Genomic DNA, 22,913 nt, shown 5'->3' on the forward strand with positions numbered 1-22,913 from the left:
GTGATGTTCTTTAAACGAAAAAATGTAAATCCAGAGTTTGAAAAAAGAGTAGAACAGATTTCGCATGATTCAGAAGATGCAAATCCTGTTGAACGTTTATCAAGCGTTGAGGTGTCTAGCCACTCTCGCAGTGCAGAAGCTCATGTAGAAAAAGAAAAGGCGATTGATGAGGCTCGGAAAGTTCTCGAGCAAGAGCTATCAATTAAACACTTTTTCCATAAGCAGCTTCTTGAAACGTTAGACTTAGGGTTGCTTTCAAGCTTGGAAAAAGAGCGAGCTAAGCTAGACCTACATGAAGCCATTGTACAATTGATGGCTGACGATGGGAGCCATGCACTCAGTGCCGAAGGGCGTAAGCGGGTTATCAAGCAGATAGAAGATGAGGTTTTTGGCCTTGGGCCGCTTGAGCCTCTATTAGCCGATCAAACGGTCTCCGATATATTAGTCAACGGCCCTAAAAGTGTTTACGTTGAGCGAAGGGGTAAACTCGAAAAAACGCCCTATACTTTTCTTGATGATCGCCATTTAAGAAACATTATTGACCGTATCGTCAGTCAGGTTGGTCGTCGTATCGATGAAGCGTCACCTATGGTAGATGCCCGTTTAGTTGATGGTTCACGTGTTAATGCGATTATCCCACCTCTCGCACTTGATGGTCCTTCCGTTTCTATCCGTCGCTTTGCTGTCGATCGTTTGACTATGGATAACTTGATTGACTATAACTCAGTGTCTCCTCAGATGGCTAAGTTTGTCGAAGCTGCGGTTAAAGGTGAATTAAATATCTTAATCTCCGGAGGGACTGGCTCTGGTAAAACGACAACACTTAACATCTTTTCTGGCTTTATTCCTCGAGATCAACGAATTATTACCATAGAAGACTCGGCGGAATTACAACTTCAACAACCTCATGTCATTCGCTTAGAAACCCGCCCTGCTAACCTAGAAGGGAAGGGAGAAATTAGCCAGCGAGAGCTCGTAAAAAATACCCTGCGTATGCGCCCCGACCGAATCGTGGTTGGTGAGGTTCGTGGTAGCGAAGCCGTTGATATGCTAGCTGCGATGAACACGGGCCATGACGGCTCACTTGCTACCATTCATGCGAATACCCCTCGTGATGCCTTGAGTCGTGTCGAAAACATGTTCTCGATGGCTGGGTGGAACATATCAACCAAAAACTTACGAGCTCAAATAGCTTCGGCTATCCACCTTGTTGTTCAAATGGAACGCCAAGAAGATGGTAAGCGCCGTATGGTGAGTATTCAAGAGATCAACGGCATGGAGGGGGAGGTGATTACCATGTCGGAAATTTTCCGTTTTCAACGTAAAGGTATTGATGAAGATGGCAATATTATCGGCTATTTCACTGCGACGGGGATCGTACCTCAATATCATGACCAGTTAGTTAAACGTGGACTCGATCTGCCTTTCGAGCTCTTCACTGAGACTCATGGTTAAGGAGAGATTATGGATAATGTAAGTGTTTCACTCGGCCTATTATTCATCGCGGTGCTTTTTATCTCCCAAGCTTTGTTACTGCCTGCTGCGGGGAAAAAAGCTAAGCATAAAGAGCTTTCTCGACGTTTGAAAGAGACCCAACGTAATATCGATGAAGAGAGCTTATCGCTACTCAAAGAGCATTATAATAAAGACTTATCCCCATTAGATCGCAAGCTCATCGTTATCCCTTATTTTGCTGGCTTAAAACGGATGTTGGAGTTAGCCGGTATTAGAGTTTCGCTAAGTCGCTTTTTACTTATTGTTGCTCTATGCGGTGTGTCGCTCACTCTGATATCAATAATGACTCAACAAGAGTGGTTCATTAGCCTAACGGCATTCATTGCTGTCTGGGTTGTTGCTTACCTGTATGTGCAAAATCGAGTGAGTTATCGAATGGCTCGATTTGAAGAGCAGCTCCCTGAAGCGTTGGATATTATCCGACGGGCATTACAAGCTGGGCAGCCGCTAATTCAATCATTCAATGAGGTTGGTGAAGAACTCCCTGACCCTATCGGTGCCGAGTTTAAAAATACCTATAACCTACTTAACTATGGTTACGATTTACGTTTGGCTATCTTACAAATGGCTGAGCGTGTCCCCACCGTATCAATGTTAGCTTTTTCTAGTGCGGTAATGTTGCAGAAAGAAACAGGGGGTAACCTCTCCGAAAATCTTCAAAAAGTATCCGAAGTTCTCAGATCTCGCTTTAAGCTAGAAAGGAAAATAAAAACGCTTTCTGCTGAAAGTCGGCTATCAGCATGGATATTAACCTTATCCCCATTTGGTTTGTTTTTTGCTTTGAAAGTGGCGAATCCAGATTATATTGAGCCGCTTTATAATGACCCTCGCGGCGTTTCAATGGTCAGTGTTGGTATCGTACTTTTAGCGATTGGAGCCCTATGGATTAAGCGAATCATCAGCATAGAGATTTAACCTATGGAATTATTAAACATTGAAGTTTGGAAGCAAATGTTAGCGGACTTTGGAGTCAGCTCTCAGATGGTTATCTATGCAATGATTTTGCTTACCACCATCTTGTTAACATTGACCCTAGGGTTTCTTATTTTGGGTGCACGCTCCCCTTTAGATAAAAAGCTCAAACAGATATCAGAAACGGGTTCACCCAATAATAGAAAGCCTTATGATTTCTCTAATACGTTGGAATCACTAAGTCCTTTTATTAGTAAAGGTAATAAAAAGGATAATGAAACCTACTCACAAAAGTTGATGCATGCAGGCTTTCATGAAAAAAATGCGTTATCGGTTTTTTATGCATTGAAAGTGTTATCGAGTTTGGTCGGTATCATCGCGGGCTTTATGGTTTATTACATCTCATTCGGTGGTAGCTACAATAATTTATTGATCATGACCTGCGTCTTTCTTGGGACTTTCACTCCCAATATTATCTTGAGCAAGTTGCAAAAAGAGCGTCAGAAGAAAATTAGAAATGGTGTACCAGATGCTCTTGATCTTCTTGTAGTTTGTACGGAATCTGGTCTAGGCTTTAATGCAGCACTTGGACGAGTTGCTTCTGAGCTTTATGTTTCTCAGCCAGAGTTAGCCGATGAATTGGAGACTGTTTTTGCCAAGATACAAGCAGGTGTCACCATGCCAGATGCGCTGAGGCAGTTCATTGACCGGACGGGGCTAGTCGAATTAGAGGGGTTGGTTTCTTTGCTTTCTCATGCGTCTAGAATGGGGGGGAGCTTAGCGCAGACTCTTCGTGATTATACGGTAGATTTTCGAGATAAGCGTCAGCAAGCTGCTGAAGAAATCGCGGCCAAGATACCGACTAAAATGTTGTTCCCTATGCTGTTGTTTATTTGGCCTTGCTTTTTTATTGTCGCGTTAGGGCCTGGGATCATTATTGTTATTGATGCACTTGGTGCACCAGGAGTAAGTTTATGATACGAGTGAGTAGATATTTTCTAGCTTTATTAGTGTTCGCTATTCTTGGTTGTGCATCCTCGGATGAGCCGACAAACCAGTTTGATGCAGAGTTGTATTCAGGTAAACCAATCGATACCTTAAGCAGTGATGACCCTCCACTGAGTGAGAAAGAAGCCATTATGCGTGGTGATGTAGCATTGAGGGATAACAATATTGATTTGGCCCTTTATGAATATATTCGCTCTCTATCCTTTCCTGAGAAAGAGTTTTACGATAAAACGCTTTTTACGATAGGCCAAATTCATTCATCTCGTGGTAACTATGCACTATCCGAGAAAGCTTATTTAGCAGCATTAGATTTTAACCCTGCACATACCGAAGTCCTAGAGCAATTAGGTGTTTTGTATACAAAGCAGCGTCGCAAAGAGGAAGGGCGGAGTTATTTCTTTAAAGCGATTAATGCAGATCAAGTGCGTTTAAAAAGTAGTGAAACGATTACAAATTACCAAGCCTTAAGTCAAAGTGAAGTGGCTGGTTTGAAGGTTGATAGCATGTCTCCCGAATTAGCTTTCATGGGGATAGGTGTGCTGGAAGATGTCGATGGAAAACACCAGATAGCGCAAGAGTACTTTAAAAAATCACTGACAATAGACAAAAGTTCAGTTAAAGCTTTGTTGAATATGGGGTACTCCCACTACATGTATGGCAATTACAAGGAAGCGTATCAATACACTCGTTCGGCTTTAGAGATAGAACCTAATAATGAAAAGGCTCAAAACAACCTTGCGCTTATTTACTTGGCTGCCGGGGATATCAAAAAGGCAACCAACGTTTTTATGAGACACATGGAAGCTCCTGAAGCTTTGAATAATGTCGGTTATTTTTTAATTTTGCAGGGTAAGCCTGACGAAGCTATTCCCTATCTACAACAAGCTATCGATAAAAAAGCATCTTATTATAAAGTGGCGAATGACAACTTAAATAGAGCGTTATCTGAGGTAAGAGAGATGGAGCAGTAACGACTTAAATTATTATCTTTGGGTTAATGAAAAGGATATTCATCTTGCCTAAGAGTGAAAGTTTTAATAAAGATATCATCATTATTTCTGTTGTTTGGTTGCTGTGTGCGACTGCGATATTTTTCTATAAATGGGAGAGTATCTCAACACTAGTTTTAAATGATAATGACGATTACATGCGCTTTGTTCAATTCCAAGAGTGGATGAATAATGGGCGCTGGTATCTAAAACCAATGGATAACTTCAATGCAGCTGATGGTATTGTTATCCATTGGTCCCGATTCCCCGATCTGATACTTTCTGCTATTGCGTACCCTTTATTGTTTGTTGTGGATGAAAGTACCGCTTATTCACTGTCTATTTCTATTGTACCTTTGCTTTATCTACTCCTCTATTCACTGTCATGCTTCTATTTATGTAACCATTACTTCGGAGAGCGCTATCGGTTTTTGAGCATGATGTTTGCTCTGTTTTCTCCATCGGTTATGCATTTTATTCCTGGCTCCATAGATCACCATAATATTCAGCTTATTTTTGCTATCTTATTCCTATCTCTAACACCTATAACTGTAAGTCAAATTAATCAATTATGGCGAGTGTATGCTCAATCTATTCTATTGGCATTGTCGTTATGGACTGGGTTAGACAATATCCTTTTGTTTGCGAGTTTTTTTATCGTTTACACTGTGTATTGTTTCTTTATTAGCAAAAGTTGGTTTGTTTATGTATCAAGGCTATATCTGTTCTGCTGTGTTTCAGTTGTTATCTCCGTTTTATTAAACAGACCTTATAATGAGTTCTTTGATTTTAAGTACGATGAAGTGTCATTTGTTATTGTGGTTTTGTTTTTTGTTGGTTGGGCTTTTGTTAATAATTACAATTGGTTTAAATTTGATAGTTGGCCTTTTGGGTTGCGTTCGTTTGTGTTTGTTATATTGGGTGTTGGATATGTGACTCCAGTGGTTTTGTTATATCCAAATATTACCAGTGCTTTGTTTGTCGATTATCCACCTATACTTCAGACTTATTGGCTTGACCATGTTTCTGAAGCTAAATCAATTTTTCAGTATATAAGTGAGAATGGATTATTATCTATTGATAATTATGTGTTACTGGTCATTCCTGCATTATTGTATCCTTTTTTTAGAGTTAATAATCATCATTGTACAATCTTGTATATTATTTTCTTATTGAATTTGTTCCTTGCAATATTCTGGCAGATTAGGGTGATAAGAGTATGTTTTATTTTATCAAGCCCTTTTCAGGCTTACGTAGTTATAAGATTGTCTGAGTTTGTAAAATATTCAATATTTAAAGTGTTGATTATATTATTAGGAGCTCCATTAGTAATGGCATTTCTAGTGATAGCGGTTGGTAATGATGATTTTGAACGAAATACAATTGAAAATGACAAGAAAGCTCTATTTAGAGTATTGGAAGAAAAGGGCATCGAATCAAAGGTTATTCTAACAGGGATTGAGACGGGAGCACCTGTGTTGGCACACACTAATAACCGCATAATTGCAGCCCCTTATCATAGAAATATCGTTGGTAATCAATTTCTTATAGAGGTTATGTTAGAGGGGGATATGAGTTTAGCCAAGGACGAAATCCAAGCTAAGAACATTGATTATATTGTTATAGGAAATGACGCCCACTTAATGGTTTTGAAAAAATCAGCAAGTGAAGAGGCTCTTATAAACAAATTATACAGCTCAAATGTTCCCAACTGGTTGGAGACCATATATGACGATGTTCCTGATGGTTACCGAATCTTTAGGGTTAGGGAGAGTTTATGAATAGTATAAAAGTTGCAGTATTACTCCCATGTTTTAATGAAGCGGGTGCTATCGGAAAGACAGTTATGTCTTTTAAGCAGGCTTTACCTGATGCGTCTATTTATGTGTATGACAACAACTCAACCGACAACACGGTAAACGAGGCCTTGCAAGCTGGGGCTATTGTTCGACATGAGCCTCGCCAAGGTAAAGGGGAGGTAGTCAGGAGAATGTTCTCTGATATTGATGCTGATATCTATGTGATGGCTGATGGTGATGACACTTACGATGCGTCAATATGCCCTGCGCTGATCGAACAATTGGATAATGAAAAACTCGATATGATTATTGGAAGTCGAGAGCGAGCTTCAATGGCTTATCCCAAAGGGCATATCCTAGGAAATAAGCTGTTTTCATCGCTGATTAATTTAGCATTCAATGCTCAATTGAGTGATGTGTTTTCTGGTTATCGAATTATGAGCCATCGATTTGTCAAAACCGTACCTATTTTCAGTGATGGCTTCCAAATAGAAACAGAGCTTACCGTTCATGCGCTACATCATAATATGCCAATCAAAGAAGTTTCGACGCAATATCAATCAAGGCCTGAAGGCACAGCCAGCAAATTGAATACCTTTAGTGATGGGCTCAAAATTCTCAATTTCATTTTGTTCTTATTGAGAGATGTAAAGCCAATGTTTTTCTTTGGCGTGTTGTCTATGTTGCTTTGCTTCATTTCATTGGTTTTAGGAATCCCCGTTATCATCGACTTCATCGATACTGGGCTCGTCGAAAGGGTGCCTACTGCGATTTTGTCTAGCTCAATTGCGTTGATAGCGGTGATGTCTTTTTTCTGTGGGTTGATACTCGACAACGTATCACGAGGTAGGCGAGAGATGAGGATTCTTTCTATATTAAGAACGAGTGATAAAACGCTATCTGAATAGGAATCAAGCATGAGAACAAGCAAGGATGAAGACAAAGAGTGGATCGATTATTTGTCCCGTTTCAGTGACGAATATGATGAGCGAGTTTATAACGGCAATACAACGGGTTATGTGATGAGAGCTGGCCACATAGCATGTGAAAAGCCATTTGGTGAAAGTGAACACTTTTCGAGAGTGTTAGAAGTGGGTTCCGGTACAGGTGAACACTTGCTGCACGTCAAACACACCTTTGACGAGTATATCGTGAGTGATGGCGATGCTGCGGCTCTTAAGGTGGCAAAAGAGCAACTCAGTCGTATCAATTCTTATGACAAACTCACTTTTAACGTAACTAATGCTTGTGAGTTAGATTTTGAAAGCAATAGTTTTGACCGCGTGATCGCAACTCATATATTGGAGCACTTATACGAGCCTCACTTGGTGATCAAAGAGTGGTTGCGAGTGTTAAAACCTGGAGGCACTCTGTCTATTTTGATTCCTACCGATCCTGGGATCGCTTGGAAAATCGGCCGTTATATGACGACAAGAAAACACGCCTTACAGAAGGGGTGGCATTACGATTACATTATGGCGAGAGAGCATGTCAATCCATGTAATAACTTAATCGCTTTCTTAAGGTATTACCTTCCTGAACACCAAAAATCATTTTGGCCGCTGAGCTTTGTACCGCTTATTGATTGCAATTTGTTCTTTAACTTCCACGGGGTTAAACCACTATAGGAAGTAAAAGATGCTTTTAGTTTTTGAAAGAAGAGCGGGAAAACAAGAAGTAAGCGATCAAACCTCTCACTTCTTATTTGTCTGTCTATTAATGGATAGCTCAGATCGCCAATCCTGTCACTGCGCCAAACAACATGAATACACCTACTAACCCAACAATCGGCATCTTCACGGTTTTCAATAACCACACACCAACAATGATAAGAGCGAAATCCAAGCTACTGCTCACTGCACTGGTGAAGATCGGTTGATATAGCGCGGCCAACAATAAACCGACCACCGCCGCATTCACACCAGTAAGCGCACCTGCCACCAAAGGCTTGCTTGCAATCGCCTGCCAATTCTTCAGTACAGCCAGTAGTAATAAGAAACCCGGTAAGAACACCGCAACTGTTGCGAGCAGTGCACCTGTAATCGGTGCCGCTGGCATCAACACATAACCTAGATAAGTGGCTAATGTAAACATTGGGCCAGGTACAGCTTGCGCAGCGGCATAGCCTGTTAGGAAGGTATCTTGGGACAGTTGATCACCAATACCATTTTGTAGCAGAGGAAGAACCACGTGCCCGCCACCGAATACCAAACTACCTGCTTGGTAGAATAAACCAAATACTTCAATGCCTTGAGAGTATGCACTGAACAGAGGTAAACCAATCAGTAGTGCTACAAAAATCACTAGCGGTGTTATGGATATCTTATGTGTCGAAGGCGTTGTTTTTAAGTCTTGCGAGGTTAAGAACTTACTGCCAACCATCGCTGCAAATAGGAGCACTAAGACTTGAGGCCAGATCCCAGGAATCAAAAGTAGAACAATCGCGGTGATCACACACAGTGCTGTTGCTATCTTTGATTGGCAAAAGTTTTTGTACATGCCGAAAGTGGCGTCAGCTACAACCACGACCGCGAGTAGCTTAAGTCCGTGGATGATTGAAATGAAAAGCGGTGCTTCCAACAACTGGTTGCTCACTAAGGCCAATATCAACATTAGGATGACAGAAGGGGAGGTGAAACCGACAAATGCGGCAATCGCACCGGTTAAACCACCTTTTTTGTAACCAACCGCGAAGCCAACCTGACTTGAGCCTGGACCAGGCAGAAATTGACTGAGGGAGACAATTTGCCCGTACTCTTCGTCGGATAACCAATTCAGTTTCTCAACAAAGGTTTTACGGAAGTAGCCAATATGTGCCGCTGGTCCGCCGAAGCTAATCCAGCCAAGCCAGAAAAAGGTTTTAAAAATTGAAAGCATGATCGATTCCAGGTAAATGTTTAGCGTAATTTAGGTGGAGTTGAACTATGATTCAAATTAATTGTTTTAATTATAACTATGAATGATATGGGATTGATTTGTGGCTGATTTTAACTGGAAAGGAATTGACCTTAACCTATTGATTGCACTACAGGCACTGTATAAAACGAACAGTGTGAGCAAAGCGGCTGAACGTTGTTATGTCAGCCAGTCTGCGATGAGTCATAGTTTACAAAGGCTACGAAAGTTGTTTGATGACCCTCTGTTTGAGCGTGTCGGTAGCAAGATGGAGGCGACCGATCGAGCCATTGAACTGTCCAGTACGGTAGAAGCTCTGCTCAATACCATCCAGTCAGAGGTGTTACTGTCTAAATCGTTTGATGCCGCGACTTATAAAGGGACTTGGAAGATTGGTCTTTCCGATTATGCTGAGCAGATGTTCGCGCCAGCATTGTTTGACCTCATCAAGCAATCCTCTCCTAATTCGCAAGTCGTGCTGTTCAATGTAAACCGGAGTAACTATCAGCAAGTATTTGAAGACGCCAAGCTTGATATGGCGATAGGCAGTTTTGGTGAGGTCTCAAAGCAATATCGAACCACGCATTTGTACACAGAGCAACATGTCTGTTTATTCGACAAGTCGGTTGTATCTATTGAGGGGCCGATATCGTTAGAACAGTTTGTTGCTGTCGAGCATGCTCTTGTGTCTCCCGCTGGGTCTTTAAAGACTGGCGTCGATAAACGTTTGGCTGAATTAGGCTTCAGCCGAAAAGTGGCTATATCTTCAAGCAATTTTTTAACAGTAAAACGTTTGATAAGAGGTAGGGAGTTATTGTGTATCGTCCCCAAACTGGTGGCACGCAATGATACTCAAGACCAAGATACCGTGGTAGCAGTGGAGCCACCTATCGATGTGCCTGATTTTGATATACAGCTCATCTATCGCAAGGCTAAGCATTTAGATGATAAAAATAAGCTACTTAGAAAGCTTTTTACACAAGCCGTTTCATCTGTGGTTGCTGCATAGTTGCAGCAGTTGTTCGGTCATCAATTTTATGCGAATTATTTTTAGAAAAATCCGGCTTATTATAAGAACCCGACTATACTTAATTTACGACTAAAAGCAGTCGTAAAGAATAGGCTTTTTGATTTACCTAAGTAAAAAAATGGGTTATATCCTAATGATATAGCTTAAAAAACTACCAGGCTAAACGGACTTAGTTGGTCTTGAAAGCGCTAGCTCCCTCTAGCGCTTTTTCTTTTGTTCGAAGTTAGCTCTAACCCCTTAGGTGTTTACAGGTTTGAGTTGTTTAATCCCGATTTAGAACAGTTAACGGTCGAGCTCACTGACTAAGAGCAACGAGCTATGTAGACCGACAAATTATGAGTATCAACTAGCTACGAACGGTCAGTATCAAGCCATCAATCACACTGTGGTGGTGATCAGAAACCCCAGCAAGGTTGCCGTATTTCGGCTGGTGGCGATCATTTTCTAATGGATGGTGCCAACCTTGTGTATGTTCTACAAAGTGCGCTGCAAAGCTTTCAGACACCTCTAAACATCCTGCCATGACGGTATCAACATAGGTTTGAACGATAGGGCTGTTTTCACAAGGCGCTTCGATTTTGTCTTTGATGTATACCCAGATCGATTGATCCGCTTTAAACTCGGTTTGGCTCTCTATCTGATCGTTTCTTAACTCAATTCGATGATAACCACGCTCACGACGATCAAATTCAGCCAACGCAACATCATCGACCTCCAGCAAAACACCATTCACTTGTCCCTCACCAAGATTGACGATCAACGGTGACAAAACATAGCTGTCGTCGATTTTACTCCAGTGACGCACTAGGCCGTGCACTATCGCAGGAATCGCTTGTCCTGTTTGACCTGTGAGTTGACGAGAAGAGGAGTTGATCAAGCTACCATAACCAAAAATATACATCGCGTTCCCTGTCTGTTCTTTTGTATTTGAGACTAGTCTTACTATATGTTTGGCTTCATCAAATGTCAGTAGTTTTTTATTTTACACACCTTCGAGTCTAAATGACTCTCTGGTGGTGTGTTTAATTGACACTTTTTTGACCTCTAAATACACCTTGTTGCTTGTTTTTATTGGTTTTATATCTTTGGCGCGTTTCATGCATTGTGTTAGGCAATATTGCGGTGATGATTACTGCACCTTGAATTTGGCTATTGGTAGCAATTCAATATAAGCCACACTTGGCTTGTTATCTGAAATGAGGAATGAGTTTGTTAAATATCACAGATAAAAGCGTAGAAGATGCGATTCCAGCTTATCTTCGTTTAGGTTTTAGACCTTTCTTCTTTCTTGGCAGCCTCTATGCCGTGATTGCTATCGTCGCTTGGGTTGTCATGTTCCAAAATGGTCAGCCTGAAGTGTTAAAAGTACCCGCACTTTGGTGGCACGTACATGAAATGCTGTTTGGTTTTTCTATGGCGATTGTGGTTGGTTTTGTTCTGACTGCGGTGCAAACATGGACGGGAGTCAACGGAACTAAACATTATCGATTAGCTGCGCTCGTTGGTTTGTGGCTAGCACCTCGTATTCTATTTTGGACACCAGCGCCATTGTGGTTAATCTCATCGGTTGAAGCGTTGTTCTTGATCTTTGCCGCTTACGAGATTGGTTTCCGTGTCGTGAAATCGAAAGGCTGGAAGAACCTGTTTTTTGTGCCGCTGTTTATATTGGCTATCGTCGCCAACTTTGCTAGTTACGCGACGATTAAAGGCATGCCTCCATTCCCTTCATCCGCGGTATGGCAAGCGATGTTGTGGTGGTTTACGTTGCTATTATCCGTGATGGGTGGACGAGTGATTCCATTCTTCACCGCTCGTCGTTTCGACTTTGAAAAAGCTCAACCACTGGTTTGGTTGGAATGGCTAGCGAACCTGCCTTTGGTTGGATTGTTTGTGCTGAGTTTCTTCCCGTTGACCTTTGCTCAAGTGGGTAATGAGTTGATGGTGTTTGCAGGTGTGACTCAGTTGGTTCGCTTTGTTCGTTGGAAGCCTTGGACAACGTTGTCTGAGCCTTTGGTGTGGTCACTGCATGCGGCTTATTTGTGTATTCCTTTGAGCTTGTTGCTAAGAGGCTTGTTAGATAATCCATTTGCAAGCCATAACATGCTACACCTGTTTGCGATTGGCGGTTTGAGTGGGCTCATTCTTGCGATGATCACACGTGTCACCATGGGACACACTGGCCGTGCTATCTATAAAGGGCCAAGTATGGCGCTGGCGTTCTCGGCTATCTTTATCGCGGCATTAGTTCGTAGCTTAGGTGTCACTTTCTTCCCTGCTTACTTATTTGAGATGGTCAACATCAGCGCGGGTTTATGGACGTTGGCGTTTGGTCTGTTTATCTGGAAGTTTGGCATGATGCTGTTAACACCAAGAGTGGATGGTCATCCGGGGTAAGCGTATTGATTTTCTAACACATTTTTAAAGGGAAGCACTGAGCTTCTCTTTTTGATCGCAGCTAGTTATCGCTTTAATTTGTCTCTGTTTGAGAACAGTTCATTTCATTGTTGTCGATAAAATAGCATAGAAGTTGATGGTGAATCGGAGAGTTACGAACCCATTGAAATCCGGCACACACGATTTACAGCACTGGAGTGTGATCCGCTGCAAATATTTGCAGCAATATTCATTGATTTGTGCTCTAATACCGCGCTTACCAAGGGATGGTGTTAAAAGATGCTCACTTAGATGGAGTTATCAAAGTTGACCGATCCCTTAATGATCTCCCTTAGGAAAAAATAGAACATGTCTAAGAACAAAAAATTTGATATCCGCCTTACAGAAAAACGCAACGGTTGGTGTGCCGAGATTACTCGTCAAGTAACGTCTCGCAGCACAACAGTATCTAAGCGTGAGTCTGGTTTTGAAACTGAAGCTCTAGCACAAGAGTGGGCAGAGAAAGAGCTAGCATCTTTCATCGCAAACCAAGCTGAACGTAACGAGCGTAAATCAGAGCAGCGTAAAGAGCGTGACGAACTACGTCATACTAAAGAACTTAAAGCTGAGCAAGCACGTGAAGCACGCGCAAAAGCTCGTGAAGAAGAGCAAGAAGACGCTGAGTAATTTAGCGCTTAATTAATTTACAGGTTCCTTAATTTTAAGATAAGGGACAAGTAAAAAAAGCCCCAATATAACTTTTTTCTTTCTAGTCAAAAGTGTATTGGGGCTTTTTAGTTTGTGGAGTTTATTTTCGAAAATGTAGCCACTTCTTGCTAGTGACTACATGTCATTCATTGATTAGTTGTTAAGCGCCGTTAGCCAATCATCTTCCGCTACTTCTTCAATATAGCTCTCAACTGATTGTCCCACTTCATCGTCATCTTGTTTGAAGTAAGCAATGTGGAATACTGCGTCACCTTCGTTTACCAACGGTAGAGTTTGTTGGCCAATCACGATACCGCCTTTGGTTGTGATCACTTGGCCTTCTTGGTGACCTAACGGAGAGCTTATGTAAGCGAGAGTTTGTCCTGCTTCAACTTGTTCGCCAAGTCTCACCATGTTACGCAAAATACCGTCTGACTCAGCGCGGATCCAGCTGGTGGATTTGCTCAACACTGGTTCTGGCAACTTTTTACGGTTTGGGCGCAGCATGCCGATTTCTTTCATCACTTGATGTACGCCAAGGTAACCCGCACGAATCGCTAGGTGATCAAAACGCAACGCTTCACCACCTTCGTAAGTTAATACAGGGATACCCAATTTTTCCGCTTCGCTACGAAGTGATCCGTCACGCAGTGGTGAGTCAATGATCACTGGTGTTGCGAACGCTTTTGCGATGCGCAATGTTTCTGGGTTCGACAGGTTTGCACGGATCTGTGGCAAGTTAGTACGGTGAATCGCACCTGTGTGTAGATCCAAAATAAAATCACAGTGCTTCGCCACATTCTCAAAGAAAGTGTAAGCGATGCGTGATGTTAGCGATCCTTTCTCACTGCCAGGGAAGCAACGGTTTAGGTCACGACGGTCTGGTAGGTAACGAGATTTATGGATAAAGCCAAACACGTTAACGATAGGCACAACAATCAAGGTACCTTTCAGTTTCTTTGGATCAATCGCATTGGTCAGTTGTCGTGCAATCTCAACACCGTTTAGCTCATCGCCGTGGATAGCCGCATTTACCATCAGTGTTGGGCCTGCTTGGCGACCGTGAATAATTTCAATCGGGATCGAAAGTGGAGAGTGCGTGTAAAGCTGAGCCGCTTGCAGTTCAATCTCCATTCGCTGTCCTGGCTGAACAGTATAACCAAGTAATTCGAATGGTTGATTAGGTTTTAGTCTTGCCATTTAGGTTGTTCTCAACATGGTGATAATTCGTTAACACGGAATGTACCAATCGTTGATTTTTAGTACGAATCAATCGGTTTACGGTGACGACAAAAGTTTTCTATGGAGTTGTCTATAAATAAGCTTCCAGTTTTAATTTGACTCATTATAGGGTGTTTCAAATTGTGGTTCTTCTGACAGTACACTGATATTTGTCATTTGGTTGGTTGCTATTATCCACCGCCATTTTTTGGCGGCCAAATTCAAATATCGAGATGAAAATGAAAAAAACAATTTCAAAACTTGTAGCACTAGCGGTGGTATCTGTTGCTTTATCTGGCTGTGTTGGTAGCAATGCAGTAACGGGTTACCTAATGAAGTTCAACCTTAAAGCCGTTGATAACCGTTACGCTCGTGGTGGTTTGAACATATTGCTTGCACCGGCTTACGGTCTAACAGTTGCAGCTGATTACTTGGTATTCAACTCACTAGAGTTCTGGACGGGCAGCAACCCACTAACAGGTGCACCGCATATATTTGATACTAAGATTGATACTTACCTTGATATCAACCATCAGCTTGATAAGTCACTGACTGAAGCACCAGTGGGTCCTATTACGAGTGCTGATATGATTGAGAAAGGTCAAATGCAGCAGATCGACGAAAACACGATCCAAATGGACATCACTTACCAGTCTGGTGAGCGTGCGACATTGATCGGAGTTCGTGATGGTGAGATGGTGACATACTTCATCGACGGCGAAGTAGTGGCACAAACTTCAATTGATGAGTTAGAAAGCTACGCGGCTTCACGCGCTTAATTGTTTATTTAGTCACAAGTACATAGCTACAAAGATTGGATACAAAAACAGGTACTCATTGAGTACCTGTTTTATTTTGTGTCTATAAACGGTGTTTACTGAAAGTGCTATTTAGTGAAGAGCCCTATTTATTGGAAACACCATTTATTGAACATACATAGTTTATCGAATTATGCTTTTTCTGGGATAGCTGCAAGCAGTGCAACCATTTGATTCCAGAATAGCTCAACCGTATCGATCTTCACTTTCTCATCAGGAGAGTGAGGGAACTTGATGGTTGGGCCGAAAGAAACCATATCCATGTTCGGGTAAGGTTCTTTGAATAGACCACACTCAAGACCAGCGTGGATAACCATGATGTTTGGTTTGTGACCGTAGATACCTTCGTACATGTCGCGGAAGATGTGCATGATTTCTGAATCTGCATCTGGCTTCCAACCTGGGTAAGCACCAGAGAACGCGATGTTAGCGCCTGCTAGTTCAGCAACAGAGTGAAGCATGCTTTCTACTTGGCTACGACCTGAATCGATAAGAGAACGGATCAGGCAAAGCACTGTGATTGAGTTCTCTTCTGTTGTGATAACACCTACGTTTAGAGATGTTTCAACAACACCTTCAATCTCGTCACTCATACGAATCACGCCGTTTGGACATGCGTTAAGTGCCGCGATAAAGCGAGCTTGGTCTGCTGACGCAAGTGCGCCCATTTCTACAGAAGCTTCTTCGTTGAAAGTCACGATGCTGTCTTCTACTTTACCTAGCTCTGTTGAAAGCAGCTCTGTGTAGTAGTTGTATAGCGAAGCCAGTTTCTCTTGGTTTTCAGCAGGAACAGCAACCGTTACGAAACCTTCACGAGGAATAGCGTTACGAAGGCTACCACCTTTGAATTCGACGATGCGAAGGTCTAGCTCTTTTGCGTGACCCGCTAGGAAACGAGCAAGCAGTTTGTTTGCGTTTGCACGACCTGTGTGGATGTCGCAACCAGAGTGACCGCCTTTTAGGCCTTTTAGCGTTAGCTTACGTGTTACGAAGTCAGCTGGAATCGCGTTACGTGCAATTTCAAATGTCATTGCGCCGTCGATACCGCCAGCACAACCCATGTACACTTCGCCTTCTTGCTCTGAATCGGTGTTAAGAAGGATATCGCCTTCTAACCAACCCGCTTCAAGACCGAAAGCACCAGTCATGCCTGCTTCTTCATCTACGGTAAGTAGAACTTCGATAGGGCCGTGTTGGATTTCGTTCGAAGCCAGAACCGCTAGGCAAGAAGCCATGCCCATGCCGTTATCAGCGCCAAGCGTTGTGCCTTTCGCTGTAACCCACTCACCATCAATGTATGGTTGGATTGGATCTTTAGCGAAGTCATGAACTGTGTCTTCGTTCTTTTGTGGAACCATATCGATGTGAGCTTGCAGCACGACACCTTTTTTGTTTTCCATACCCGCCGTTGCAGGCTTTTTGATGAATACGTTACCCGTTGGGTCACGACGTACATCTAGGCCTTGCTCTGTTGCCCAAGCAATAATGTATTGAGCAAGTTCTTCTTCATGTTTCGAAGGGTGCGGGATTGAACAAATTTTATCGAAAAACTGCCAAATAGGGGCAGGGGACAATTTACTGATCTCAGAATGGAATTCAGACACGGATGACTCCTTTTTTATTTGATAACCATATATTTAGGTTTTGTAATGGCAAAAAACTAGAACAAAAATCTAAAATATGGGTCTGTTTTGATGGCAACAGCATACCACTTGAGCGTTTTGACGAGTAGCGGTTCTAAACCTCAAATAGCTCAAATTTTGAAAGCGATCTTGTCTATCTGATCATAAATAAGCGCGTTGATGCTTATAAACGGCACAGGCAAACGTTTGTTTAATTCTATTTTGTAATTTAATTACAAAAATGAGTTTGTAAAATAACCGAAAATAGCCAAAAGTGTGACGCATAGCAAAAAATGTTTGTAATCTTTTTTCTTTAGGGTATATTAATAACCAACTTCTGAAGTGAAGAGTAAATGCTCAAAGGATGAGTCCGTTTTATCGCCTCCAAGGAACCGAGAAATCAAATTCGTTTTTTATTGATTTATTAAGGTGATAGTTATGAAAGGTTTACCATCTGCAATGTTCTGGATTAACAGCTCTGTTTACACTAGCAACTTTGCATACCCTACAAGCTTTGGTTACTAATACCACAAGCATGTAACTCGAACAGTTTTGTTCACCCCTATATATTGGAATTATTTTACAGCCCTTTTGGTTGACAGATTCTACCGCCACTCAGTTTTGAGTGGCGTTTTTTTTGCCTGCTACTTTTCCAAACCGCTTTCGCTTATCACTTTTCCTGCTGTTCTGCGTGGTTGTTTTTTAAACGCCGAAATATCAATTTGCGCCTTATTACTGATCCTGTTGAAAAATACATAACTATTGTGGGTTTGAATTCGGAATTTATTAGCTAGATTCTCAATGAAAATAACTGATGGTTTAAAAAATGGCCAAGTACTTTCATCGTATTTATCTTACTTATCTTATTGTTTTTAATCGTTACTTTATCTTTCAATCTTCATTTTTAATCGCTCTGTTTCATACTGCATTCTGATAAAGATCGATTAGAGCCTTAATTCTATCTGGAATTTGTTATTTGATAACTTTATAATCCACAGCCAATCGATTACGCAACCGTTTACTTTTTACCCTTATAGGATTCGATAATGTTCGAAAAGCTATTCAAACTCAGTGAAAATGGCACCAATGTGCGCACTGAAATCATCGCAGGTCTAACAACCTTCCTAACAATGGCTTACATCATTTTTGTAAACCCAATGATTCTAGCTGATGCTGGTATGGACCATGGCGCTGTATTTGTAGCAACCTGTTTAGCAGCTGCTATTGGCTGTTTCATCATGGGCTTTGTTGCTAACTACCCAATTGCTCAAGCTCCAGGCATGGGTTTGAATGCATTCTTTACCTACGCTGTTGTAATGGGGATGGGTTATACGTGGCAAGTTGCTCTGGCAGCGGTTTTCGTATCGGGCGTGATCTTCATCTTCTTAAGCATCTTTAAGATCCGTGAATGGATTATCAACTCGATCCCAATGTCTCTGCGTGTTGGTATCTCTGCAGGTATCGGTCTTTTCCTAGCGTTTATTGCTCTTAGCAATGCAGGCATCGTTGTTTCTAACCCAGCAACGAAAGTTTCACTGGGCGACATTACCGCGATTGCTCCTATCCTAGGTGCGCTTGGTTTCTTCCTTACGATTGCTCTTGTTCACCGTGGTGTAAAAGGTGCAGTGATGATTGCTATTCTAGCTATCACAGCTGTTGGTATTGCTATTGGTGACGTTCAATACGGCGGCATCATGTCGACACCACCAAGTCTTGCACCGACATTCATGCAGCTTGATTTCTCTGCTGTATTTGAAATAGGTATGATTTCAGTAGTATTCGCTTTCTTGTTCGTCGATTTATTCGATACAGCGGGCACTCTGGTTGGTGTTGCAACGAAAGCAAACCTAATCAAAGAAGACGGCAAATTGCCGCGCTTAAACAAAGCACTGCTTGCTGACTCTACAGCAACATCTATTGGTGCATTGTTAGGTACATCAAACACAACCTCTTACGTTGAGAGTGTTGCGGGTGTAGCAGAGGGCGGTCGTACTGGTCTAACAGCGGTTGTTGTTGGTATCTTGTTCCTACTGGCTCTTTTCTTCTCACCGCTTGCCGGTATGATTCCAGCCTACGCAACATCTGGTGCGTTGTTCTATGTAGCAATTTTGATGATGTCTGGCCTAGTTGGTATTGATTGGCGTGATCTTACGGAAGCAGCCCCAGTCGTGGTAACATGTCTGCTTATGCCGTTGACATACTCTATCGCTGAGGGTATCTCACTAGGCTTCATCGCTTACGCTGCAATTAAGCTGCTAAGTGGTAAAGGTCGCGACGTTTCACCTGCTGTGTGGGTAATGTCGGCTATCTTTATTCTTAAATATACTTTCGCTTAATCGTCTAGATTTCTGCTTAATCGCTGAAGAGGCTATGTTTGAAGTAGCCTCTAATAACATGACAAAATTATTAGGTTTTATACTATGAGCAACAAATTCGTTATCACTTGGGACAACATGCAGACTTACTGTCGTCAACTTGCTGAAAAGCAAATGCCAGCAGAGCAGTGGAAAGGCATCTGGGCAGTGAGCCGTGGTGGTTTGGTTCCTGGTGCAATCTTGGCTCGTGAGCTAGGTATTCGTCACGTAGATACGATTTGTATTTCTAGCTACGACCACGATCACCAACGTGATATGACAGTCGTTAAAGCACCTGAAGGTGACGGCGAAGGCTTCCTAATCGTTGAAGATCTTGTTGATAGTGGTGACACTGCACGCAAGCTTCGTGAAATGTACCCGAAAGCGAAACTGATCGCTGTGTGTGCAAAGCCATCTGGTGCTGACTTGCTAGATGAGTACATCGTTGATATCGCTCAAGACACATGGATTGAGCAACCTTGGGATACTAGCCTAAGCTACGTTGAGCCGGTAAATCGCAAGTCAAAATAAGCGTAAACTTAGTTTTTTGAGAAATGACCCTTTATAGGGTCATTTTTTTTATATGATTAGTAACAACCATTTCTTATTAAGTATCCCAATGTCTGAATCAGAAGAAACGAGCTCGAACCTTTCGGAAACCTTGTTTGTAAAGCACAAGCAGGCTAAAGAGACCTCAATGCTGACACAATACATGCCAAGCTCTGAAGCGCTATTGGATGAGAAGCGTGAACAGCAAAACTCATCATGGTACCGAAACCTAAGACGTCTTCAGTGGGTATGGCAAGGCGTTAACCCCATTGAGCAAGAAGCGGTATTGGCTCGCATCGCGTCATCAGATAACTCTCGTACAACCGATGAGTGGCTTGATACGGTCATGGGTTACCGAAGTGGTAACTGGGCATACGAATGGACCAAACTGGGTATGCAGCATCAAAATCGCTCGAACGAGAAGAAGGGTGAAGAAATGGCTGAAGAGCTGTTTTCAGCATCGTTGTGCTTCAGCATTGCTGGCTACCCACATCTCAAGAACGACAATTTGGCGGCTCAGGCTCAAGTGTTGGCCAACGCAGCTTATTCTGAAGCAATTAAGCATACGAAGTTGATCGTCAAACAGATTGATATTCCATACCAAAACAAGAAGATCAAAGCGAACTTGCATCTAACCAAAACAGACAAACCACAACCGGTTGTGATTGTCAGCGCTGGTCTAGATAGCTTGCAAACCGATATGTGGCGTTTGTTTAGGGATTACTTAGCACCAAAGAACATTGCAATGCTAACGGTAGACATGCCATCGATAGGGCACAGTGCACATTGGCCGTTAACAGAAGACTCATCTTGTCTTCACCAAGCTGTCTTGAATGAACTGCCTAATATCCCGTGGGTCGATCACCACAAGGTTGGCTTGTTTGGCTTCCGCTTTGGTGGCAATGCGATGGTGAGATTATCTTTCCTTGAGCAGCATAAGCTTAAAGCGTGTATCTCTTTAGGCGCGCCAATTCACGATATCTTTGTTCATGCCGACAAACTGAAACAGATGCCTAAAATGCATTTAGATGTTTTGGCTTCACGTCTTGGTAAAGGGGCCGTTGATATCAATAGTCTTTCTGGGCAATTGATGGCGTGGTCACTCAAGGTACAAGGTTTGCTGTCAAACAGTAAAACCAGTGTGCCTATCTTGGCATTAGCGTTAGAGGGCGACCCAGTATCACCTCCAATGGATAACCAACTTGTTGCTATTTACAGTGATTACGGTAAAGCGAAGAAAATCAAAGCTAAATCAATTACACAAGGTTATGAGCAATCCCTCGAATTGGCGATAAAGTGGCTTGAGGATGAATTATTTAGATGACATTTCTCCTAAATTAGTTAAGCATGAAAAGTGTACAAAGTAAGTACCTGATACTCAGAAATAATTTATAAAATCCAATTGCGTAGTTTCTACGTATAACATTCTGAGTAACGTCATTCTTAACATTGAAATGGAGATTCAATATGTCAGAAGTGACACAACAACCTACGCATTATCGCTTGTTAAATGTTTTAAAGGCTATAGGCCCTTACTTAAGGGAGCCGCAATCAGAAGAAGGCCACTATATTTTTGATTGCTTGTCTGTGTGTGTGAACGATAAAAAATCGCCAGAAGAACGTGAGTTTTGGGGTTGGTGGTTGGAGTTGGATAAGTCGGAAGAAGGATTTTCGGCGAAGTACAACACGGGTAAATACAACATCGATGGTAACTGGGATCCTTTGCCATTACCTAAAAAGGCGATCGCTGAGGTCTCTCGAACTCAAGAAGCCTTTCACCAAAAGCTGGTTGATGAACTTCAAAAGAAATTTGAAATCGGCGTTCAGTTAGACGAAGAGTCTGTCGAATTCGTCTGATTTTAAAGGTTACTCTTCTATATAAAGCAAAAAGGTGCGATTTCGCACCTTTTCTGCTTGTGAATTCCCCTTTTGATTGCTAAAACATCACCTCTTATTTGTTTTATCCATAAAAGACTTCATGACAACAAATCATCAAAGCGGGACAACAACACAGCGTAAAACTGTCGTTGTTAAACTGGGTACCAGTGTCTTAACTGGTGGAACATTGGCATTAGACCGCGCTCATATGGTTGAGCTGGTTCGTCAATGTGCTGAATTAAAAAAACAAGGCCACTCTGTGGTTATGGTTTCGTCTGGCGCAATTGCAGCCGGACGTGAGCACCTTGGTTACCCCGCACTTCCCAACTCGATGGCAAGCAAACAATTGCTTGCGGCAGTTGGGCAAAGTCAGTTGATTCAAGTTTGGGAGTCTTTGTTTGCTATCTATGGCCTTAAAATTGGCCAGATGCTACTGACTCGTGCTGATCTCGATGATCGCGAGCGTTTTCTTAATGCACGTGACACGATCAATGCGCTTGTTGAGCACGACATTATTCCGGTAGTAAACGAAAACGACGCAGTAGCCACCAACGAAATTAAAGTGGGCGACAATGATAACTTGTCGGCCTTAGTGGGTATTTTGTGTGGTGCTGATAAGCTTTTGCTATTAACGGACCAAAAAGGCCTGTTTACGGCTGACCCTCGTAAAGACCCAAATGCTGAGCTCATCAAAGAAGTGAAAACTATTGATGACACACTGCGCAAGATCGCAGGCGGCAGTGGTACTACGTTAGGTACTGGCGGCATGGCGACAAAACTGCAGGCGGCTGATATTGCTCGCCGCGCTGGCATCGAAGTAATTATTGCTGCGGGCAGTGCTGAAAATGTGGTGTTTGACTCACTGAGTGACAACCCACAAGGCACACGTTTCTTACCTTTAGCGGAAGCGCTTGAAAACCGTAAACGCTGGATTCTAGCGGGCCCTGCTTCAGCTGGTGACATTGTGGTCGACGACGGCGCAGTAAACGCAGTCAACACTAAAGGCAGCAGCTTGTTGGCGAAAGGAGTTATTCGAGTTAAAGGCGAATTTTCTCGTGGTGAAGTTACCCAAGTCACAGACAGTAAAGGCAAAGTAATTGCGCGTGGTATCGCCAGTTATTCAAGCCAAGACCTAGCAAAAATTGCAGGCAAGCACAGTAAAGATATTGGCGACATCCTTGGCTACGATTACGGGTCAGAAGTCATTCACCGTGACGACCTTGTTGTAATCCAAGAATAGCT

General features: G+C 42.4%; 20 protein-coding genes. 16 read left to right on the top strand and 4 right to left on the bottom strand.

The window, feature by feature from the left end; all coding sequences use genetic code 11:
- The first annotated feature begins 3 nt into the window (after positions 1 to 3).
- From AB4589_RS14140 to AB4589_RS14170, 7 genes are read left to right on the top strand one after another with little or no spacing between them, the layout of a single operon-like run.
- A complete protein-coding gene (locus tag AB4589_RS14140; RefSeq protein WP_372100854.1) occupies positions 4 to 1,455 on the top strand; it encodes a CpaF family protein in 1,452 nt (483 codons plus the stop codon).
- Positions 1,456 to 1,464: 9 nt separating this feature from the next.
- Complete coding sequence (locus tag AB4589_RS14145; protein WP_012604667.1) at positions 1,465 to 2,430, top strand: type II secretion system F family protein; 966 nt, start codon at positions 1,465 to 1,467, stop codon at positions 2,428 to 2,430.
- 3 nt (positions 2,431 to 2,433) lie between these two features.
- The gene (locus AB4589_RS14150) at positions 2,434 to 3,405 is read left to right on the top strand and encodes a type II secretion system F family protein (protein ID WP_017103881.1); all 972 of its coding nucleotides are present in this window, start codon (positions 2,434 to 2,436) and stop codon (positions 3,403 to 3,405) included.
- On the top strand, positions 3,402 to 4,406 hold the full coding sequence (locus AB4589_RS14155) for a tetratricopeptide repeat protein (RefSeq protein WP_372100856.1): 1,005 nt from the start codon (positions 3,402 to 3,404) through the stop codon (positions 4,404 to 4,406). The genes AB4589_RS14150 and AB4589_RS14155 overlap by 4 nt, the downstream gene beginning before the upstream one ends.
- Positions 4,407 to 4,432: 26 nt before the next feature.
- Complete coding sequence (locus AB4589_RS14160) at positions 4,433 to 6,205, top strand: hypothetical protein (RefSeq protein ID WP_372100858.1); 1,773 nt, start codon at positions 4,433 to 4,435, stop codon at positions 6,203 to 6,205.
- Positions 6,202 to 7,131 carry a glycosyltransferase family 2 protein gene (locus AB4589_RS14165; protein ID WP_017096776.1) on the top strand — a complete coding sequence of 310 codons (930 nt, stop codon included), beginning with the start codon at positions 6,202 to 6,204 and terminating at the stop codon, positions 7,129 to 7,131. Before AB4589_RS14160 ends, AB4589_RS14165 begins: the two co-directional genes overlap by 4 nt.
- A 9-nt stretch (positions 7,132 to 7,140) precedes the next feature.
- Positions 7,141 to 7,851, top strand: a complete 711-nt coding sequence (locus AB4589_RS14170; RefSeq protein ID WP_012604662.1) for a class I SAM-dependent methyltransferase — start codon at positions 7,141 to 7,143, stop codon at positions 7,849 to 7,851.
- Between the two features lie 100 nt (positions 7,852 to 7,951).
- Here the strand turns inward: AB4589_RS14170 and chrA are convergent, their stop codons facing one another.
- Positions 7,952 to 9,100 (bottom strand): chromate efflux transporter, encoded by a 1,149-nt coding sequence (gene chrA / locus AB4589_RS14175; protein WP_372100860.1) that lies wholly within the window; start codon positions 9,098 to 9,100, stop codon positions 7,952 to 7,954.
- Between the two features lie 100 nt (positions 9,101 to 9,200).
- Between chrA and AB4589_RS14180 the strand changes: the two genes are divergently transcribed.
- The gene (locus tag AB4589_RS14180; protein WP_372100862.1) at positions 9,201 to 10,127 is read left to right on the top strand and encodes a LysR family transcriptional regulator; all 927 of its coding nucleotides are present in this window, start codon (positions 9,201 to 9,203) and stop codon (positions 10,125 to 10,127) included.
- Positions 10,128 to 10,494: 367 nt separating this feature from the next.
- Here the strand turns inward: AB4589_RS14180 and AB4589_RS14185 are convergent, their stop codons facing one another.
- The gene (locus AB4589_RS14185) at positions 10,495 to 11,049 is read right to left on the bottom strand and encodes a gamma-glutamylcyclotransferase family protein (protein ID WP_102582453.1); all 555 of its coding nucleotides are present in this window, start codon (positions 11,047 to 11,049) and stop codon (positions 10,495 to 10,497) included.
- Positions 11,050 to 11,357: 308 nt separating this feature from the next.
- On the opposite strand from AB4589_RS14185, the gene AB4589_RS14190 reads away from it, so the two are divergent.
- Positions 11,358 to 12,542 (top strand): NnrS family protein, encoded by a 1,185-nt coding sequence (locus AB4589_RS14190; protein WP_102582469.1) that lies wholly within the window; start codon positions 11,358 to 11,360, stop codon positions 12,540 to 12,542.
- 348 nt (positions 12,543 to 12,890) lie between these two features.
- Positions 12,891 to 13,208 (top strand): DUF3622 domain-containing protein, encoded by a 318-nt coding sequence (locus AB4589_RS14195; RefSeq protein WP_009847480.1) that lies wholly within the window; start codon positions 12,891 to 12,893, stop codon positions 13,206 to 13,208.
- A 174-nt stretch (positions 13,209 to 13,382) separates the two neighbouring features.
- Here AB4589_RS14195 and AB4589_RS14200 read toward each other — a convergent pair whose 3' ends face one another.
- Positions 13,383 to 14,429: a succinylglutamate desuccinylase/aspartoacylase family protein gene (locus tag AB4589_RS14200; protein WP_012604657.1), complete on the bottom strand. Its 1,047-nt coding sequence runs from the start codon at positions 14,427 to 14,429 to the stop codon at positions 13,383 to 13,385.
- A 260-nt stretch (positions 14,430 to 14,689) separates the two neighbouring features.
- Here AB4589_RS14200 and AB4589_RS14205 point away from each other — a divergent pair, with 260 nt between their 5' ends.
- A complete protein-coding gene (locus tag AB4589_RS14205; RefSeq protein ID WP_102582454.1) occupies positions 14,690 to 15,229 on the top strand; it encodes a DUF3332 domain-containing protein in 540 nt (179 codons plus the stop codon).
- A gap of 170 nt (positions 15,230 to 15,399) precedes the next feature.
- Here the strand turns inward: AB4589_RS14205 and AB4589_RS14210 are convergent, their stop codons facing one another.
- Positions 15,400 to 16,872 (bottom strand): aminoacyl-histidine dipeptidase, encoded by a 1,473-nt coding sequence (locus AB4589_RS14210; RefSeq protein ID WP_012604655.1) that lies wholly within the window; start codon positions 16,870 to 16,872, stop codon positions 15,400 to 15,402.
- A 1,064-nt stretch (positions 16,873 to 17,936) separates the two neighbouring features.
- Between AB4589_RS14210 and AB4589_RS14215 the strand changes: the two genes are divergently transcribed.
- The 5 genes from AB4589_RS14215 (at position 17,937) to proB (ending at position 22,911) form a co-directional block, all read left to right on the top strand.
- A complete protein-coding gene (locus AB4589_RS14215) occupies positions 17,937 to 19,226 on the top strand; it encodes an NCS2 family permease (RefSeq protein ID WP_012604654.1) in 1,290 nt (429 codons plus the stop codon).
- 84 nt (positions 19,227 to 19,310) lie between these two features.
- Complete coding sequence (gene tet(34) / locus AB4589_RS14220; RefSeq protein WP_009847475.1) at positions 19,311 to 19,775, top strand: oxytetracycline resistance phosphoribosyltransferase domain-containing protein Tet(34); 465 nt, start codon at positions 19,311 to 19,313, stop codon at positions 19,773 to 19,775.
- Positions 19,776 to 19,863: 88 nt separating this feature from the next.
- A complete protein-coding gene (frsA, locus tag AB4589_RS14225; protein WP_009847474.1) occupies positions 19,864 to 21,117 on the top strand; it encodes an esterase FrsA in 1,254 nt (417 codons plus the stop codon).
- Positions 21,118 to 21,260: 143 nt separating this feature from the next.
- Positions 21,261 to 21,650 carry a sigma factor-binding protein Crl gene (crl, locus tag AB4589_RS14230; RefSeq protein WP_009847473.1) on the top strand — a complete coding sequence of 130 codons (390 nt, stop codon included), beginning with the start codon at positions 21,261 to 21,263 and terminating at the stop codon, positions 21,648 to 21,650.
- A gap of 76 nt (positions 21,651 to 21,726) precedes the next feature.
- A complete protein-coding gene (gene proB, locus AB4589_RS14235) occupies positions 21,727 to 22,911 on the top strand; it encodes a glutamate 5-kinase (protein WP_197087050.1) in 1,185 nt (394 codons plus the stop codon).
- Positions 22,912 to 22,913: the final 2 nt, after the last annotated feature.

It is taken from the genome of Vibrio sp. 10N.222.49.A3 (genome assembly GCF_041475145.1).
Taxonomy (GTDB): Bacteria; Pseudomonadota; Gammaproteobacteria; order Enterobacterales; family Vibrionaceae; genus Vibrio; species Vibrio tasmaniensis_A.